Origin of the sequence: Streptomyces sp. NPDC005808 (assembly GCF_042871385.1) — a bacterium.
GTDB lineage: Bacteria > Actinomycetota > Actinomycetes > Streptomycetales > Streptomycetaceae > Streptomyces.
Genome location: NZ_JBIAIK010000019.1, coordinates 5,150 through 20,919 on the forward strand (window position 1 = coordinate 5,150; position 15,770 = coordinate 20,919).

Annotated in this window: 13 protein-coding genes; 1 reads left to right on the forward strand and 12 read right to left on the reverse strand. The window is 70.3% G+C overall.

Annotated elements, in window-relative coordinates; genetic code table 11:
• Positions 1-166: 166 nt before the first annotated feature.
• From cimA to ACFYPC_RS32050, 8 genes are all read right to left on the reverse strand, one after another.
• Positions 167-1,771, reverse strand: coding sequence for a citramalate synthase (gene cimA / locus ACFYPC_RS32015; protein ID WP_391889775.1), 1,605 nt, complete (start codon positions 1,769-1,771; stop codon positions 167-169).
• A 308-nt stretch (positions 1,772-2,079) separates the two neighbouring features.
• Positions 2,080-3,288 (reverse strand): TolB family protein, encoded by a 1,209-nt coding sequence (locus ACFYPC_RS32020; protein WP_391889778.1) that lies wholly within the window; start codon positions 3,286-3,288, stop codon positions 2,080-2,082.
• A 173-nt stretch (positions 3,289-3,461) separates the two neighbouring features.
• Entirely contained in the window at positions 3,462-4,061 is a 600-nt protein-coding gene (locus ACFYPC_RS32025) for a TetR/AcrR family transcriptional regulator (RefSeq protein ID WP_391889781.1), read from the reverse strand.
• An 11-nt stretch (positions 4,062-4,072) separates the two neighbouring features.
• Positions 4,073-5,113 carry an agmatine/peptidylarginine deiminase gene (locus ACFYPC_RS32030; RefSeq protein ID WP_391889784.1) on the reverse strand — a complete coding sequence of 347 codons (1,041 nt, stop codon included), beginning with the start codon at positions 5,111-5,113 and terminating at the stop codon, positions 4,073-4,075.
• Positions 5,114-5,121: 8 nt separating this feature from the next.
• Positions 5,122-6,792, reverse strand: coding sequence for an urease subunit alpha (locus ACFYPC_RS32035; RefSeq protein WP_391890077.1), 1,671 nt, complete (start codon positions 6,790-6,792; stop codon positions 5,122-5,124).
• A complete protein-coding gene (gene ureA / locus ACFYPC_RS32040) occupies positions 6,789-7,481 on the reverse strand; it encodes an urease subunit gamma (RefSeq protein ID WP_391889787.1) in 693 nt (230 codons plus the stop codon). Before ureA ends, ACFYPC_RS32035 begins: the two co-directional genes overlap by 4 nt.
• Before the next feature lie 282 nt (positions 7,482-7,763).
• On the reverse strand, positions 7,764-8,852 hold the full coding sequence (locus tag ACFYPC_RS32045) for a branched-chain amino acid aminotransferase (RefSeq protein ID WP_391889797.1): 1,089 nt from the start codon (positions 8,850-8,852) through the stop codon (positions 7,764-7,766).
• Positions 8,853-9,120: 268 nt separating this feature from the next.
• Positions 9,121-10,164, reverse strand: a complete 1,044-nt coding sequence (locus tag ACFYPC_RS32050) for a 3-isopropylmalate dehydrogenase (protein ID WP_391889800.1) — start codon at positions 10,162-10,164, stop codon at positions 9,121-9,123.
• 143 nt (positions 10,165-10,307) lie between these two features.
• On the opposite strand from ACFYPC_RS32050, the gene ACFYPC_RS32055 reads away from it, so the two are divergent.
• On the forward strand, positions 10,308-11,891 hold the full coding sequence (locus ACFYPC_RS32055; RefSeq protein ID WP_391889803.1) for a purple acid phosphatase family protein: 1,584 nt from the start codon (positions 10,308-10,310) through the stop codon (positions 11,889-11,891).
• A gap of 147 nt (positions 11,892-12,038) precedes the next feature.
• Here the strand turns inward: ACFYPC_RS32055 and ACFYPC_RS32060 are convergent, their stop codons facing one another.
• From ACFYPC_RS32060 to ACFYPC_RS32075, 4 genes are all read right to left on the reverse strand, one after another.
• Complete coding sequence (locus ACFYPC_RS32060; RefSeq protein ID WP_391889806.1) at positions 12,039-12,182, reverse strand: hypothetical protein; 144 nt, start codon at positions 12,180-12,182, stop codon at positions 12,039-12,041.
• A 272-nt stretch (positions 12,183-12,454) separates the two neighbouring features.
• Positions 12,455-12,991 carry a GNAT family N-acetyltransferase gene (locus tag ACFYPC_RS32065; protein ID WP_391889808.1) on the reverse strand — a complete coding sequence of 179 codons (537 nt, stop codon included), beginning with the start codon at positions 12,989-12,991 and terminating at the stop codon, positions 12,455-12,457.
• 100 nt (positions 12,992-13,091) lie between these two features.
• Positions 13,092-14,723, reverse strand: a complete 1,632-nt coding sequence (gene pruA / locus ACFYPC_RS32070) for an L-glutamate gamma-semialdehyde dehydrogenase (RefSeq protein ID WP_391889810.1) — start codon at positions 14,721-14,723, stop codon at positions 13,092-13,094.
• A gap of 48 nt (positions 14,724-14,771) precedes the next feature.
• Complete coding sequence (locus ACFYPC_RS32075) at positions 14,772-15,698, reverse strand: proline dehydrogenase family protein (RefSeq protein WP_391889813.1); 927 nt, start codon at positions 15,696-15,698, stop codon at positions 14,772-14,774.
• Positions 15,699-15,770 lie beyond the last annotated feature (72 nt).

Below are 15,770 nucleotides of genomic sequence, written 5' to 3' on the forward strand. Positions count from 1 at the left end.
CCCCGCCCGGGGGGCCCCCCCCCCCCCGGGCCCGGGGCGGGGGGGGGGGGGGGGGCCGGGCGGGGGGGGGGGGGGGATTCTTTCGCCCCCTCCGCCCCTGCCCGCCCTTGTTCCTGGGGCTCCGCCCCAGACCCCGCTCCTCAAACGCCGGAGGGGCTGAAACTACTCACTCGGCCGGTTCCACACCGGCCCGCAGCAGGCCATACGTGTACGCGTCCTCCAGGGCCTGCCAGGACGCCGCGATCACGTTCTCCGCGACGCCGACCGTCGACCACTCCCCCGCGCCGTCCGAGGTGGAGATGAGGACGCGGGTCGTGGACTGGGTGCCGTGTTTGCCCTCCAGGATGCGGACCTTGTAGTCGACGAGCTCCAGCTTGGCGAGCTGGGGGTAGAGCTTTTCGAGGGCTACGCGCAGGGCGCGGTCGAGGGCGTTGACCGGGCCGTTGCCCTCGGCGGTGGCGACGATGCGCTCGCCCTTGGCGAAGAGCTTGACCGTGGCCTCGTTGGCGTGGCTGCCGTCGGGGCGGTCCTCGACGATCGCGCGCCAGGACTCGACGCGGAAGTACTTGCGGGCGCGGCCCTCGGCCTCCTCACGGAGCAGCAGCTCGAAGGAGGCGTCGGCGGCCTCGTAGGTGTACCCCTGGAGCTCGCGCTCCTTGACTCGGGCGACGACCCGGCCGACCAGTTCGCGGTCGCCGCTGATGTCGACGCCGAGCTCCTTGCCCTTGAGCTCGACGGAGGCGCGGCCCGCCATGTCGGAGACGAGCATCCGCATGGTGTTGCCGACCAGTTCGGGGTCGATGTGCTGGTACAGGTCCGGGTCGACCTTGATCGCGGAGGCGTGCAGGCCGGCCTTGTGCGCGAAGGCGGAGACACCGACGTACGGCTGATGCGTGGACGGGGTCAGGTTCACCACCTCGGCGATGGCGTGCGAGATGCGCGTCATCTCGCGCAGGGCGCCTTCGGGGAGCACCTTCTTGCCGTACTTCAGCTCCAGGGCCGCCACCACCGGGAACAGGTTGGAGTTGCCGACCCGCTCGCCGTAGCCGTTCGCCGTGCACTGGACGTGCGTGGCGCCCGCGTCGACGGCGGCCAGCGTGTTGGCGACCGCGCAGCCGGTGTCGTCCTGGGCGTGCATACCGAGCCGGGCACCGGTGTCGGCGAGGACGGTGGCGACGACCGCCTGGACCTGGGCCGGGAGCATGCCGCCGTTGGTGTCGCAGAGGACGACCACGTCGGCGCCCGCCTCGGAGGCGGCGCGGACGACGGCCTTGGCGTACTCGGGGTTCGCGCGGTAGCCGTCGAAGAAGTGCTCGCAGTCGACGAAGACCCGGCGGCCCTGGGAGCACAGGTGGGAGACGGTGTCGCGGACCATCTCCAGGTTCTCGTCCAGAGTGGTACGGAGGGCGAGCTCGACATGGCGGTCGTGGGACTTCGCGACCAGGGTGATCACCTGGGCACCGGAGTCGAGGAGCGCCTTGACCTGCGGGTCCTCGGAAGCCTTGGCTCCAGGGCGGCGTGTCGCGCCGAAAGCGACCAGCTGGGCGTGCTGAAAGTCGATCTCCTGCTGGGCGCGGGCGAAGAACTCGGTGTCGCGCGGGTTGGCGCCGGGCCAGCCGCCCTCGATGAAGCCCACCCCGAAGTCGTCCAGGTGCCGAGTGATGACCAGCTTGTCCGCCACGGTGAGGTTGATGCCCTCACGCTGCGCGCCGTCGCGCAGGGTCGTATCGAAGACGTGGAACGAATCGTCGAGTTCGCCGGTGTCCGTCATGGTGTCTGGCTCCTGAGGTTTGGATCTCGGTCTGTACCGGAATGACCGGCTCCACCGTCCTCCAATGATCCCTCGCGCTCCTTTCCCGGCTTGGGGTGGGCCAGGAAAACGAAAAACCCCTCGCGGGTGCGAGAGGTCTGCGCGCGGGTCGAAGACGACGGTGCCCGCCCGTACGTGGTGGTACGTGGCGGTCACTGCGGACCGGCGCGCCTGCTGCCAATAATCGTGGCGAACGAGAGCACGGAGGCAGTCTGGCACAAACCGCCCCCGTGCTCACCGTCCGTCTCAGGATGCGAACACGCTGCTGGTCATCCCAGGTGGCGTACGAAGGCGTCGAGGCCCTCGTTGCTGTCGCCGGCCGGGATCAGCGTCGGGTCGTACGACAGGAAGAGGATGTTGCGGGCGCCGTCGGCGATCCCGCCCGGCAGGACGTTGGCCGTCGTGGTGCCGCCGGTCGTGTCGGGCGTGACCAGGGTGGTGGTGCCCTTCCTGAGGTCCCGAAGGTAGACGGGGTGTTCGTCGCCCCACTGACTGCCGGGTTCGGTCACCTTGGACATGAAGGTGAGGTACCGGCCGTCGGCGCTGATCGCGGCTGCGCGGGTGTAGGCCTCGCCGGGACCGCCCTGGGCGCCATGGATGCGCTGATTGGTGCCGGAGGCGATGTCGTGCACGAACACGTTCCAGCTGACGTCGTCGTCATCGGGGACGAGGTGGGTGTCGCGGGACTCGAAGACGACCGTACGTCCGTTGCCGCTGATGGACGGGTCCAGGGACTCCTTCTCGGTACTCGAACCGTCGTAGGAGCGGTCGATCTGGGTGCGCTCGCCCGTGGTGCGGTCGTACATCCACACGTCGCCCCAGTCGTCGCCGCGCGGGCCGTTGGCGTAGTTGTACTGGTAGACCACGCGGCTCCCGTCGTCGCTGACCGTCGGCCGGTAGGCGTCGCGCGGCTCCCAGGTCGGTTTGGGATGGCTGATCCGCTCGGTGGTGCGGGCGACTCGGTCGCGCAGGAAGACGACGCTGCCCTCGCCGGTCCCCCGGAGCGTGTAGACGGCGTAACGGCCGTTGGGGCTCACGGAGACCGCGGCCGGCGGACCGGTGAAGCCCTCGGGGATCTCGATGCCGAACCCCACCCGCTTCCCCGTGTCGATGTTGTGGATCCACACGTCTGAGGACGCGGTGGGCTCGGTGTAGGCATGGCGGCCGTCGTTCAGGACCGCCGCCAGGTCCCCGAACCCCGCGAAGCGGAGCTTGCCGGTGTCCGGGTCGCGCAGATACATGCCGCCGTGCGGCACGTTCGGGTCCAGGTCCCCGGCGTCCGAAGTGAGGCCGACGTGGCGGCCGTTGCGGCTGATGACGGCGGCCTGTGTGCCACCGTTGCCGGCCTTCCCCTCCGGCGTGACGCTGATCGGTTCGGTGTGCGGACCCTGGGGCGCGGCGCCCGCCGAGGTGCCCGTCAACGCCACGGTGGCGGCGACGAGGGCAGCGGCAAGCGCGACGCGTGTGCTGGCGTACAAGATGTGTTCCCCCTGAGATGGCGATCGGTCAGTGCGCGTGCTCTGTGATTTCCCCCTGAAATCCTGTCGGCCCCGGCCCCGGCCCCGGCCCCGAGCCAAGGGCACTCCTGGATGCAAACGCATCACCCACTACATGGTCAATCCCCCGTATTACGTACAACCCGGACGGTTGATCAGTCGTCCGGGAGGAGTCCCTCGTCCAGGAACTCCCGTACGTGGCCGAGGATCTGCCCCCGGTCGGTACCGCGGAGCCCGATCGCCACATGAATGGAGAAGCCGTCGAGGAGGGCGCGCAGTCGGGCGGCGAAGCGGTCCGGGTCGACGGGGCGGAACTCGCCGTGCGAGACGCCTTCGGCGAGCAGGGCCACCAGGTCCCGGTGCCAGGCGCCCTCGATGGCGACCTGCCGCTCGCGGGCGTCGTCGTCGGCGTTCTGCGAGCGGTTCCAGACCTCCAGCCAGAGGGTCCAGTGCGGGTCGCGGTGGCCGCCGGGGACGTACAGGTCGACGTACGTGTCGAGGCGTTCGCGGGCAGTGGCCGGCTGGGTCAGCAGTCGGCTCCGCTCGGACCCGAGGCGTCCTTCGCTCCATTCGAGGGTCCGCAGCAGCAGTTCGTCCTTGGAGCGGAAGTAGTAGAGCAGGTGGCCGCTGCTCATCCCGACCTCACGGCCGAGCGCCGCCATGGTGAGCTTCTCCAGACCGCGCTCGGCGATCATGTCCATGGCCGCGGCGAGCACGTCCTCACGCGGGGGCGCGTTCCTGCGCGTACCGGCCATCTCCCGACCCCCTAGATTTTCGGCTGCTGCTGAGTGATGCAGTGGATGCCTCCGCCTCCGGCGAAGATCGTACGTGCGTCCACCAGCGTGACCCTCCGCTCGGGGAACAGCCGGCGGAAGATGCCGGCCGCGATCTCGTCACGCGGGTCGCCGAAGCCGCAGAGAACCACACCGCCGTTGCAGAGGTAGTGGTTGATGTAGGAGTAGTCGGCCCAGTGGCCGTCGGCCTCCAGGACCGTCGGGGCGGGGACCTCGACGACCTCCAACCTGCCGCCCCGCGCGTCGGTCTGCGCCCGGAGCAGGCCGACGATCTCCTCGCCGACCTCGTGGTCGGGGTGCGCCGGGTCCGGCTGGGAGTGCGCGACGACGACTCCCGGGCGCGCGAACGCGGCGACGATGTCGACATGGCCGAGCGTGCCGAAACCGTGCGGGGGATAGTCGCCGGTCAGCCCGCGCGGCAGCCAGATCGCCTTGCGGGTGCCGAGATGGGCGTGGATCTCCGCCTCGACCTGCTCGCGGGTCCAGTCCGGGTTCCGCTCGGGGCCGAGCTGCACGGTCTCGGTGAGCAGCACGGTCCCCTCGCCGTCGACATGGATCGCGCCGCCCTCGTTGACCAGCTTCGAGGCGTACGTCCGTGCCCCCGCGAGGTCCGAGACATGGCCCCCGATCTTCGCGTCGTGCTCCCAGCGGGCCCAGTGCTGGGCACCCCAGCCGTTGAACGTCCAGTCCACAGCGGCGAGTTCGCCCTTGCCGTCGGTCAGGAAGGTGGGACCGATGTCACGCATCCAGGCGTCGTCGAGGTCGCGTTCGACGGTGTCGATGTCCGTGCCGAGGAGCTCCTGGGCCGCCGCCGACTGCCCGGGGCCGCACACCACGGTCACCGGCTCGAAGCGGCGGACCGCACGGGCCACCGCTGCCCACGCCGCACGCGACTCGGCGAGGTCGTCCGGGTCCTCGAAGGTGGGGTTGGGGCCCGGCCACGCCATCCAGGTGCGCTCGTGCGGAGCCCACTCGGCGGGCATCCAAAAGCCGTCGGCGGCAGGGGTGTTCATGGTGGGCCTCACAGGAAGTACAGGCGGTTGAGGGAGACCGAGTCGGCCGGCTCGGAGCGGATCGGCTCGCCGTCGAGGGTGACGAGTCCGGTGCGCTGGTCGACGTCGACAGCGCCGGTACGGGAGTTGAGGCGCAGGTCGGCCGGGCCGATGCCGCGTGTGCCGCGGACGGCGACGCGACGGCGCCGGGTGGGCATCAGGTCGTTGCCCTGATCGAGGGCCGCCTGCGCGACGAAGGCCACCGAGATGTCGGCGGGCGTCGATCCGTGCGCTCCGAACTGCGGTCCCAGGACGAGGGGCTCGCAGGTGTCCGTCGCCGCGTTCGGGTCGCCGACCACGCCGTACGCCGGGAAGCCCGACTTCAGGACGAGCTGCGGCTTGGCGCCGAAGTACTCGGGCCGCCAGAGCACGATGTCGGCGAGCTTGCCGACCTCCAGGGAGCCGACCTCGTGCGAAAGACCGTGGGCGATCGCCGGGTTGATCGTCAGCTTGGCCATGTAGCGCAGGACGCGTTCGTTGTCGTGGTCCTCGGGGGCGCCGAACTCGGCCTTCATCTTCCCGGCCATCGCGAACGTCCGGCGTACCGTCTCGCCCGCACGGCCCATGCCCTGCGCGTCCGAGGAGGTGATGCCGATCGCGCCCAGGTCGTGCAGCACGTCCTCCGCGCCCATCGTGCCGGCCCGGATCCGGTCGCGGGCCATGGCCGCGTCGCCGGGCAGGTCGGTCTTCAGGTCGTGGACGGAAACGATCATTCCGTAGTGCTCGGCGACCGCGTCCCGGCCGAAGGGCAGGGTGGGGTTGGTGGAGGAGCCGATGACGTTCGCGACTCCCGCCATTTTCAGCACGTTCGGCACGTGCCCGCCGCCGCACCCTTCGATGTGGAAGGCGTGGATGGTGCGCCCTTCGAGGACCCGGAGGGTGTCCTCGACCGACAGGCATTCGTTCAGTCCGTCGCTGTGCAGGGCGACTTGGACGTCGTACTCCTCGGCGACCCGCAGCGCGGTGTCCAGCGCGCGGGTGTGGGCACCCATGTCCTCGTGCACCTTGAAGCCGGACGCGCCGCCTTCGGCCAGTGCCTCGATCAGCGGGGCGTCCGAGGACGAGGAACCCCGGCCCAGGAAGCCGATGTTGACCGGCCAGGCGTCGAAGGCGTTGAAGGCGTGGCGCAGCGCCCAGGGCGAGTTGACGCCGACGCCCCACACGGGGCCGAACTCCTGGCCGATGACCGTGGTCACCCCGGAGGCGAGCGAGGCCTCCATGATGCGCGGCGACAGCAGGTGGACGTGGGTGTCGACGGCGCCGGCGGTGGCGATGAGCCCTTCGCCGGACACGATGGAGGTCCCCGTGCCGACCACGACGTCGACGCCGTCGAGGGTGTCGGGGTTCCCGGCCCGTCCGATGGAGTGGATCCGCCCCTCGCGGATGCCGATGGAGACCTTCCGGATCCCCTGCGCCGCGTCGATCACCACCACGTTGCTGACGACGATGTCGCAGGTCTCGCGGACGGCGGCGGCCTTGAGGTGCAGCCCGTCGCGGGCGGTCTTGCCGAAGCCGGCGAGGAACTCGTCACCGTACTGCTGGGCGTCGGACTCGACGCGGATCGTGAGCCCCGAGTCGCCCAGGCGGACGCGGTCGCCGGCTCGCGGGCCGTGGGTGGCGGCGTACTCGTACGGATTCATCGTTGCCAAGCCCCGTCGGTTCCGAGATACCCGCAGGCGGCGGCCCTGCGCAGCGCCTCTTCCTGCGCTCCCGGCGCATCCAGCGGCCCGTCGACCAGACCGGCGAACCCGATCGCGATCCGCTCGCCGCCGATGGGCAGCAGCCCGACCTCGACGCTCTCGCCGGGGCCGAAACGCACGGACGATCCGGCCGGGACGGACAGCCGCATCCCGTAGGCCGCCGCACGCGGGAAGTCGAGCCGCGGGTTGGCCTCGAAGAAGTGGAAGTGGGAGGTGACGGAGACGGGCACGGTCGCGGTGTTCGTGACGAGCAGCCGCAGCACGGCGGCCGGTTCGGCGTGCGTCGGCCCCGGCAGCAGCGCGCCCGGTGCCTGATCCCCGAGTCCGCCGCCGATGGGGGCGCTGACGACCGCCAGCCGCGAACCGTCGTCGAAGACCGCCTCGACGTGCACCTCGGTGACGACGTCGGCGACGCCCGGCAGCACGTCGCCCGGACCGAGCACCGACCGGGCCGCCTCGATGGCCTCCGCGAGCCGCCGGCCGTCGCGGGCCGCCTCGCACACGGTGTCCGCGATGAGCGCGGTGGCCTCCGGCACGTTCAGCCGCAGGCCCCTGGACCGGCGGGCGCGGGCCAGCTCGGCGGCCCCGAAGAGCAGCAGCCGGTCACGTTCGGTGGGGGTCAGCCTCACGGCTCGCCATCTCCTCGCCAGGAACACTTAGATCAGCACTCTAAAGCACTGTAACCGCGGGATCCCTGAAACTGAAGCTTTGAGAGGTGAGCTGGGGCACGCAGATTGAACATCACTCAAAGCGGGCGTCGAGTGCTTCGCCGGGGGGCCAGTGCATTGTCTGCGGGTCCGTCGTGGCTGGTCGCGCCCACGCCGCGGAGCCGCGTCTGTCACGGCCCCGCGGGCCATGGGTGCGCTTCCCGGCTCCCCTTCTTCGAGGGGACCGGGGTCAGGACAACACCGTCAGCCCAGCCGGTGCATCCAGCCGTGCGCGTCCTCGCTGACACCGCGCTGGATGTCCAGGAGCGCCTCGCGCAGCTTCAGGGTGACCGGGCCGGGCTCGCCGCCCGACTGCTGCCACTCGGCGCCGGTGCGCTTGACCGTGCCGACGGGGGTGATGACGGCGGCGGTGCCGCAGGCGAACACCTCCGTGAGGGTGCCGTTCTCGGAGTCGCGCTGCCACTGCTCGATGGAGATACGGCCTTCCTCGGACGCGTAGCCGAGGTCGCGGGCGACGGTGAGTAGCGAGTCGCGGGTGACACCGGCGAGGAGCGAGCCGGTCAGCTCGGGGGTGACGATCCGGTCGCCGTACACGAAGTACAGGTTCATGCCGCCGAGTTCCTCGACCCACTTGTGCTCGACGGCGTCGAGGTAGGCGACCTGGGCGCAGCCCTTGGCGGCGGCCTCGGCCTGGGCGAGCAGGGAGGCCGCGTAGTTACCGCCGGTCTTGGCGTCACCCATGCCACCCGGGACGGCGCGGACGCGGTCCTCGGAGAGCCAGATGGACACGGGCCGCACCCCGCCCGGGAAGTAGGCGCCCGCGGGGGACGCGATGACGAGGAACAGGTACTCGTTGGCGGGCTTCACGCCCAGGCCGACCTCGGTCGCGATCATGAACGGGCGGAGGTAGAGGGACTCCTCCCCGCCGTGCGCCGGGACCCAGCCCCTGTCCTGCTGGACGAGCACGTCGCACGCCTCGATGAACGTCTCGACCGGCAGCTCCGGCATGCCCAGGCGGCGGGCCGAGGACTGGAAGCGCTTGGCGTTCATGTCGGGGCGGAAGGTGGCGACGGAGCCGTCCGGCTGCCGGTACGCCTTGAGACCCTCGAAGATCTCCTGCGCGTAGTGCAGGGTCATGTTCGCCGGGTCGAGGGAGAGCGGGCCGTACGGGACGAGCTGGCCGTCGTGCCAGCCGCGGCCCTCGGTCCACTTGATCGTCACCATGTGGTCGGTGAAGTAGCGGCCGAACCCGGGGCTGGCGAGGATCGCCGCGCGCTCCGCGGCGGAGCGGGGCTGCGAAGAGGGCTTGAGTTCGATCGTGGGCGTCGTCATGAGTGGGTGTCCTTCACCGGATGATGTGTGTGACGGGCCGCGCTCACGCCAGTACTGCCAGTGGCCAGTGCTAGGACGTCCGAGCATTCCCTCATTCCGCGGCTCCTTGTTCGAGTATCGCAAGAGCGGAACCGTGGACGAAAACGGTGTGAATGCGGCCCATGGGATTGCCCAGGGGTAGATGGTGGCACCCGGCGAGGGCATAGCGAAAGCCGCCGGGTGCGGATGCGACCCGGCGGCTACTACGAAACGTAAGTGAGCGGCGGGGTCAGCCGGCTACTCGTACGGAGAGCGCGTCGCCGATTTCCTCGGTGGAGCGGGCGGGCTTGCCCACGCGCTCGGCGAGGTCGGTGGCGACGGCGTCCTCGATGCGGGCGGCCTCGGTCTCGTAGCCGAGGTGACGCAGCAGGAGGGCGACGGAGAGGACCGTGGCGCTGGGGTCGGCCTTGCCCTGGCCCGCGATGTCGGGCGCCGAGCCGTGCACGGGCTCGAACATCGAGGGGAACTCGCCGCTCGGGTTGATGTTGCCGGAGGCGGCGACGCCGATGCCGCCGGAGACGGCCGCGGCGAGGTCGGTGATGATGTCGCCGAAGAGGTTGTCGGTGACGATCACGTCGAAGCGGGCGGGGTCGGTGACGAGGTAGATCGTCGCGGCGTCCACGTGGATGTAGTCCGTGGTCACCTCGGGGAACTCCTCGGCCACCTTGTTGAAGACGTTCGTCCAGAGGTGGCCCGCGAAGGTCAGCACGTTGTTCTTGTGGACCAGCGTCAGCTTCTTGCGCGGGCGGGCCTGGGCGCGGGCGAAGGCGTCGCGGACGACGCGCTCGACGCCGAAGGCCGTGTTCACGGAGACCTCGGTGGCGACCTCGTGCGGGGTGCCCTTGCGGATGGTGCCGCCGTTGCCGGTGTAGGGGCCCTCGGTGCCCTCACGGACCACGACGAAGTCGATCTCCGGCTGTCCGGCGAGCGGGGTGGCCACACCCGGGAGGAGCTTCGACGGACGCAGGTTGACGTGGTGGTCGAAGAGGAAGCGGAGCTTCAGCAGGAAGCCCCGCTCCAGGACGCCGGAGGGGACCGACGGGTCTCCGATCGCGCCGAGCAGAATCGCGTCGTGCTGCTTGAGGGCCTCGGCATCGGCGTCGGTGAGGGTCTCACCGGTCGCGTGATAACGCTTGGCGCCGAAGTCGAACTCCTTCGTCTCCAGCTTCACATCCTGCGGAAGGACGGCGGAGAGGACCTTGAGCCCCTGGGCCACGACCTCCTGGCCGATGCCGTCACCGGGAATCACTGCGAGATTGATGCTGCGAGACATGACGGCACCGTACTCCCTTGTCCCATGGGATGACACGCGACGTCCGCGATACGGACATCCGGCCCCGCGACCGCACCGACCCTTCGACCGCCGTTCACCCCTGCGTATGGCCCCCGTTGGGGCTCGCTGGGAAGTTCAGCAGCATGGACCCCCGCGCGGACACCGGCTCGCACCTTCCCGACTTCGGCATCCCGCCGCGGCTCGCCCGCCGTATGACCATGGCGGAGCAGCACGAGTACCTGCGGACGAAGCTCACACGGCGCCGCGCGCTGGTGACCGCGGGCGCGCTGGCGGGCGGCGGGCTGCTGGCCGGCTGCGCGTCCGGTACCCCGTCGGAGTCGAAGAACCCCCTGGCCACCGCCACCGGCCTGGTGCACGGTTCCGCCGTCACGCCCTTCGGCCGCCATCTCGCCTTCGGCGCGGACCCGAAGACCCAGATGCGGATCTCCTGGCAGGTGCCGCTCGCGGTCAGGAAGCCGTACATCCGCGTGGGCCTGGCACCCTGGGACCTCAGCAGGAAGGTCGACGCCGAGCTCCGCGACCTGCACACACCGGGGCTGACCGGTGTGCGGCTCGCGCTGGACCAGTACTACCTGCACGCGGCGCTCGACGGTCTGCGCCCCGGCACGACGTACTACTACGGCGTCGGCCACGAGGGATTCGACCCCGCGGCCAAGGAGCGCCGTGGCGCGGTCGGGTCCTTCCGCACGGCGCCTGCCACCAGCCCCGGGAAGTTCGTCTTCACCGCCTTCGGCGACCAGGGCGTCACCCCCGACGCGCTCGCCAACGACAAGCTGATCCTCGGCCGCCGCCCGGCCTTCCATCTGCACGCGGGCGACATCTGCTACGCGGACGTCACCGGCCACGGCGGGAAGTCGGACTCCTACGACCCCGGCGCCTGGGACCTGTTCCTCAAGCAGACCGAGTCGGTGGCGAAGTCGGTGCCGTGGATGGTGACGACCGGCAACCACGACATGGAGGCCTGGTACTCGCCGAACGGATACGGCGGACAGTCGGCACGCTGGACCCTCCCCGGCAACGGCTTCGACGCACGGAACGCGCCGGGCGTCTACTCCTTCACCTACGGCAACGTCGGGATCGTCGCGCTGGACGCGAACGACGTCTCCTACGAGATTCCCGCCAACAAGGGCTACAGCGGCGGCAGGCAGACGGCCTGGCTGGACAAGCGGCTCGGTGAACTGCGCGGGAGCGTCGACTTCATCGTGGTCTTCTTCCACCACTGCACCTACTCCACGTCGTCCCACGCCTCCGACGGGGGTGTACGGGACGCCTGGCTGCCGCTGTTCACCAAGCACCAGGTGGACCTGGTGATCAACGGGCACAACCACGTGTACGAGCGGACCGACGCCATCAAGGGCGGGAAGGTGGGCAGGCGGGTGCCGGTCGGCGGGTCCACGGATCCGACGCGCGACGGGATCGTGTACGTCACGGCGGGCGGGGCGGGCAAGAGCCTCTACAGCTTCCCCGTCGGCGTGCGGGACAGCTACGAGGGGAAGGTCGCCGACCGCGAGTCCGTGGACACCTTCCACTGGACGAAGTCGCAGGACCAGCGGGCCGAGACCGTGGAGTGGTCGCGCGTGCGGTACACCGGCTACTCCTTCCTCTCGGTGGAGGCGGAGTCGGGCGCGGCGCCCCGGCTCAAGGTGTCGGCGCTGGCGCAGAGCGGCAGACGCATCGACTACTTCGAGGTGCGGCGCGGGGCGTGAGCACTCCGAGGTGCGGGGCGTGAGTAACCCGGGATGCGGCGCGGGAACACTCCGGGACGCAACACGTGAGTACTCCGGGATGCGGCGCGGGGCACAGGCCCCGCACCGCATCCCGTGCGGGCGCGGCTCCCGGTATGAGTGCGGGCCTCAGTGGCCCGTCGCGCCGCCGTTGTCCCTGCGGTCGAGGGCACGCTGGAGGGCGGCGGCGGCGTTCTTGCGGTCGGACTCGCTCGTACGGGATGCGCTCGTACGAGAAACGCGACGGACTCGGCGGGCGGTCGTCTCGGCCATGATGCATCGACTCCTTGCCTCCGGACGCGAGCGGCCGGAAGTGCGGTGTGGGGTTTCGAGACGCCGGGTGGGGCGGGGAGCGGTGCCGCAGGGGTTGCCTGCCAAAGGCTCCGGCTCACGACCGCCATTCGCTTGGTCGAGCGAGACGTTCGGCTCCTACAAAGCTAGGCGAGGAGCACGCGACTGTCTCTACAATTACTCGGACTTCCTACTATCTGAGACGGCGGATCGAGTCACACCGCTCTGACCTGGGGCGACAGTCCGGGCGCCGTTCAGAGCACATCTCCGTCCCGCCAGTCGAAGACCAGCTCGTGCGCGGGATCGAGGCCGGTGGCGACAGGTCGTAGGTAGGTCGAACCCTCCTCTTCCGGCAGCCGCACGACACCGTCCGGCCCGAGGGCGCAGATGCGGCCGGGCCAGCGCTGCCAGCCGCGGGCGACGTAGAGCGCCACCCCCTCGTCGCTCGCGGACAGTGCCCCCAGCCCGTATGCCCTGTCCACCACGCGCTCCAGTTCCGCCATCACCAGGCCGCCCAGTCCGGTACGCCGGACATCGGAGCGCACCCCCACGGCCTCCACATACCCGACCCGCAGCGAGCGCCCCCGGTGCAGCACCCGGCGCTGGATCACCGAGCCGTGCGCGGCGAGTCCCCGCTCGTCCCGCACGAGCGCGTGGACGCCGCCGAGGCCGTGATCCCAGTCCTCGTCGCTGAAGTTCCCTTCGAAGGCGTCGTCCAGGAGCGCGCGAACGGCATCGAGTTCGGCGGGGGTGAGGTCCGCGGTATGGGCGGTGCGCAGTCTGGGGGTCATGGGCTCAGTATTCCCAGCGTTCACGCACGCGGGCCGGGCAACCGCCGTCGTCGTCGGCTGCCCGGCCCGAAACCTCAAGGACCCAGAAGGACCCAGAAGGTCAGCCCATGTGCGGGTACGTGTAGTCGGTCGGCGCGACCAGCGTCTCCTTGATGGCGCGGGTCAGGGTCCAGCGCTGGAGGTTCTGCGGGGCACCGGCCTTGTCGTTGGTACCGGAGGCGCGGCCGCCGCCGAAGGGCTGCTGGCCGACGACGGCGCCGGTCGACTTGTCGTTGATGTAGAAGTTGCCGGCCGCGTAGCGGAGCTTGTCCATCGTGTACGCGGCGGCCTCGCGGTCGTTGGAGACGACCGCGCCGGTGAGCGCGTAGTCGGAGGCCGACTCCATCTGCGTGAGCATCTCCTCGTAACTGTCGTCCTCGTAGACGTACACGCCCAGGAACGGGCCGAAGTACTCCGTCTTGAAGACCTCGTTCTCCGGGTCCGAGCACTCGACGACGGTCGGGCGCACGAAGTAGCCGACCGAGTCGTCGTAGGAGCCGCCCGCGACGATCGTGCAGGACGGGTCCGACTTGGCGCGGTCGATGGCGGCCTTGTTCTTGGCGAAGGCGCGCTCGTCGATGACCGCGCCGACGAAGTTCGCCAGGTCCGTGACGTCACCCATGGTCAGGTAGTCGACCTCGGCCGCGAACTCCTCCTTGAAGCCGGAGTTCCAGATGGAGGCCGGGATGTAGGCGCGGGAGGTCGCGGAGCACTTCTGGCCCTGGTACTCGAAGGCGCCGCGGGTCAGCGCGGTCTTGAGCACCGCGCGGTCCGCCGAGGGGTGGGCGACCAGGAAGTCCTTGCCGCCCGTCTCGCCGACCAGCCGCGGGTACGTGCGGTACTTCGCGATGTTCTGGCCGACCGTCTTCCACAGGTGCTGGAAGGTCTTCGTGGAGCCGGTGAAGTGGATGCCGGCGAGGTCGCGGTGGTTGAGGGCGACCTCGGAGACCGCGATGCCGTCACCGGTGACGAGGTTGATGACGCCCTTGGGGAGGCCGGCCTCCTCGAGGAGCTGCATCAGCAGCACGGCGGCGTGCGTCTGGGTCGGCGACGGCTTCCAGACGACGACATTGCCCATGAGCGCGGGCGCGGTGGGCAGGTTGCCCGCGATCGCCGAGAAGTTGAACGGCGTGATCGCGTAGACGAAGCCTTCGAGCGGGCGGTGGTCCAGGCGGTTCCAGACGCCCGGGGAGTTCGCCGGGGGCTGCTCGGCGAGCAGGTCACGGGCGTACTTGACGTTGAAGCGCCAGAAGTCGACCAGCTCGCAGGGACAGTCGATCTCGGCCTGCTGGGCGGTCTTGGACTGACCGAGCATGGTGGAGGCGGCGAGGGTCTCGCGCCAGGGGCCCGACAGCAGCTCGGCCGCGCGCAGGATGATCGCGGCGCGGTCGTCGAAGGACATCGCGCGCCAGGCCGGGGCGGCGGCGAGGGCGGCGTCGATCGCGTCCTGGGCGTCGGCCTGCGTGGCACCCCGGCCGGTGCCGAGCACGGCCTTGTGGTTGTGCGGCTGGACGACCTGGAAGGCCTCGCCGCCGCCGAGGCGCTTCTCGCCGCCGATGGTCATCGGGAGGTCGATGGGGTTCTCGGCAAGCTCCTTGAGCTTGGCCTCCAGGCGGGCGCGCTCGGGCGAACCGGGGGCGTAGCCGTGCACCGGCTCGTTGACGGGGGTGGGGACCTGGGTTACAGCGTCCATGGTTTCCGTGACTCCTTAACTGAGCGGTGGGTCAGCCCTGGTGGTGGTTCAGCCCTTGGTGAGGACGGAGCGTGCGAAGAACAGCAGGTTGGCCGGCTTCTCCGCGAGGCGGCGCATGAAGTAGCCGTACCAGTCGGTGCCGTACGCGGTGTACACGCGCATCCGGTGGCCCTCGGCGGCGAGCCGCAGGTGCTCCTCGCCGCGGATGCCGTACAGCATCTGGAACTCGTACTCGTCGAGCTTGCGGCCGGCCCTGCGGGCCAGCTCCTGGGCGATGGAGATGAGGCGCGGGTCGTGGGACCCGATCATCGGGTACCCGTCGCCCTCCATCAGGATGCGCAGGACGCGGACGTACGCCTTGTCGACCTCGGCCTTCTGCTGGTAGGCGACCTCTGCGGGCTCCTTGTAGGCGCCCTTCACGAGCCGTACCCGGCTGCCGCTCCCGGCGAGGCGGCGGGCGTCGGCCTCGGTGCGGAACAGGTAGGCCTGGATGACGCAGCCGGTCTCCGGGAAGTCCTTCCGCAGCTCCTCGTGGATGGCGAACATCGAGTCGAGGGTGGTGTGGTCCTCGGCGTCCAGCGTGACGGTGGTGCCGATCGCGGCGGCGGCCTCGACGACCGGGCGGACGTTGGCGAGGGCCAGCTCGTGCCCGTCCTGAAGCGCCTGCCCGAACATCGACAGCTTGACGGACATCTCGGCCCGGGCGCCGAGGTCCAGCGCCTTCAGGTGCTCGACGAGTTCCAGATACGCGTCCCGGGCGGCGCAGGCCTGCTCGCGGGTGGTGATGTCCTCGCCGACCACGTCGAGAGTGACCGCCAGACCCTTCGCGACGGTGTCCTGGACGACCGGAATCACCTGGTCGACCGACTCGCCGGCGATGAAGCGGGCGACCACCTGTTTGGTGCCGGGGGCCGCCGACACGAAGCGGCGCGTCCTGTCGCTGCGCGACGCGGCGAGAATCACGGGACCCAGCACGGGGCACCTCCACAACAAAGCCAGCAGGAGGCCGAATCCCGACGATTCGGGTACGGCACGGGCAACCACCGT

Coding starts and splice junctions, on each gene's coding strand:
- pruA (WP_391889810.1), bottom strand. CDS start 14,723: ATGGACGCTGTAACCCAGGTCCCCACCCCCGTCAACGAGCCGGTGCAC.
- ACFYPC_RS32035 (WP_391890077.1), bottom strand. CDS start 6,792: ATGAATCCGTACGAGTACGCCGCCACCCACGGCCCGCGAGCCGGCGAC.
- cimA (WP_391889775.1), bottom strand. CDS start 1,771: ATGACGGACACCGGCGAACTCGACGATTCGTTCCACGTCTTCGATACG.
- ACFYPC_RS32025 (WP_391889781.1), bottom strand. CDS start 4,061: ATGGCCGGTACGCGCAGGAACGCGCCCCCGCGTGAGGACGTGCTCGCC.
- ACFYPC_RS32030 (WP_391889784.1), bottom strand. CDS start 5,113: ATGAACACCCCTGCCGCCGACGGCTTTTGGATGCCCGCCGAGTGGGCT.
- ACFYPC_RS32065 (WP_391889808.1), bottom strand. CDS start 12,991: ATGACCCCCAGACTGCGCACCGCCCATACCGCGGACCTCACCCCCGCC.
- ACFYPC_RS32060 (WP_391889806.1), bottom strand. CDS start 12,182: ATGGCCGAGACGACCGCCCGCCGAGTCCGTCGCGTTTCTCGTACGAGC.
- ACFYPC_RS32050 (WP_391889800.1), bottom strand. CDS start 10,164: ATGTCTCGCAGCATCAATCTCGCAGTGATTCCCGGTGACGGCATCGGC.
- ACFYPC_RS32055 (WP_391889803.1), top strand. CDS start 10,308: ATGGACCCCCGCGCGGACACCGGCTCGCACCTTCCCGACTTCGGCATC.
- ACFYPC_RS32045 (WP_391889797.1), bottom strand. CDS start 8,852: ATGACGACGCCCACGATCGAACTCAAGCCCTCTTCGCAGCCCCGCTCC.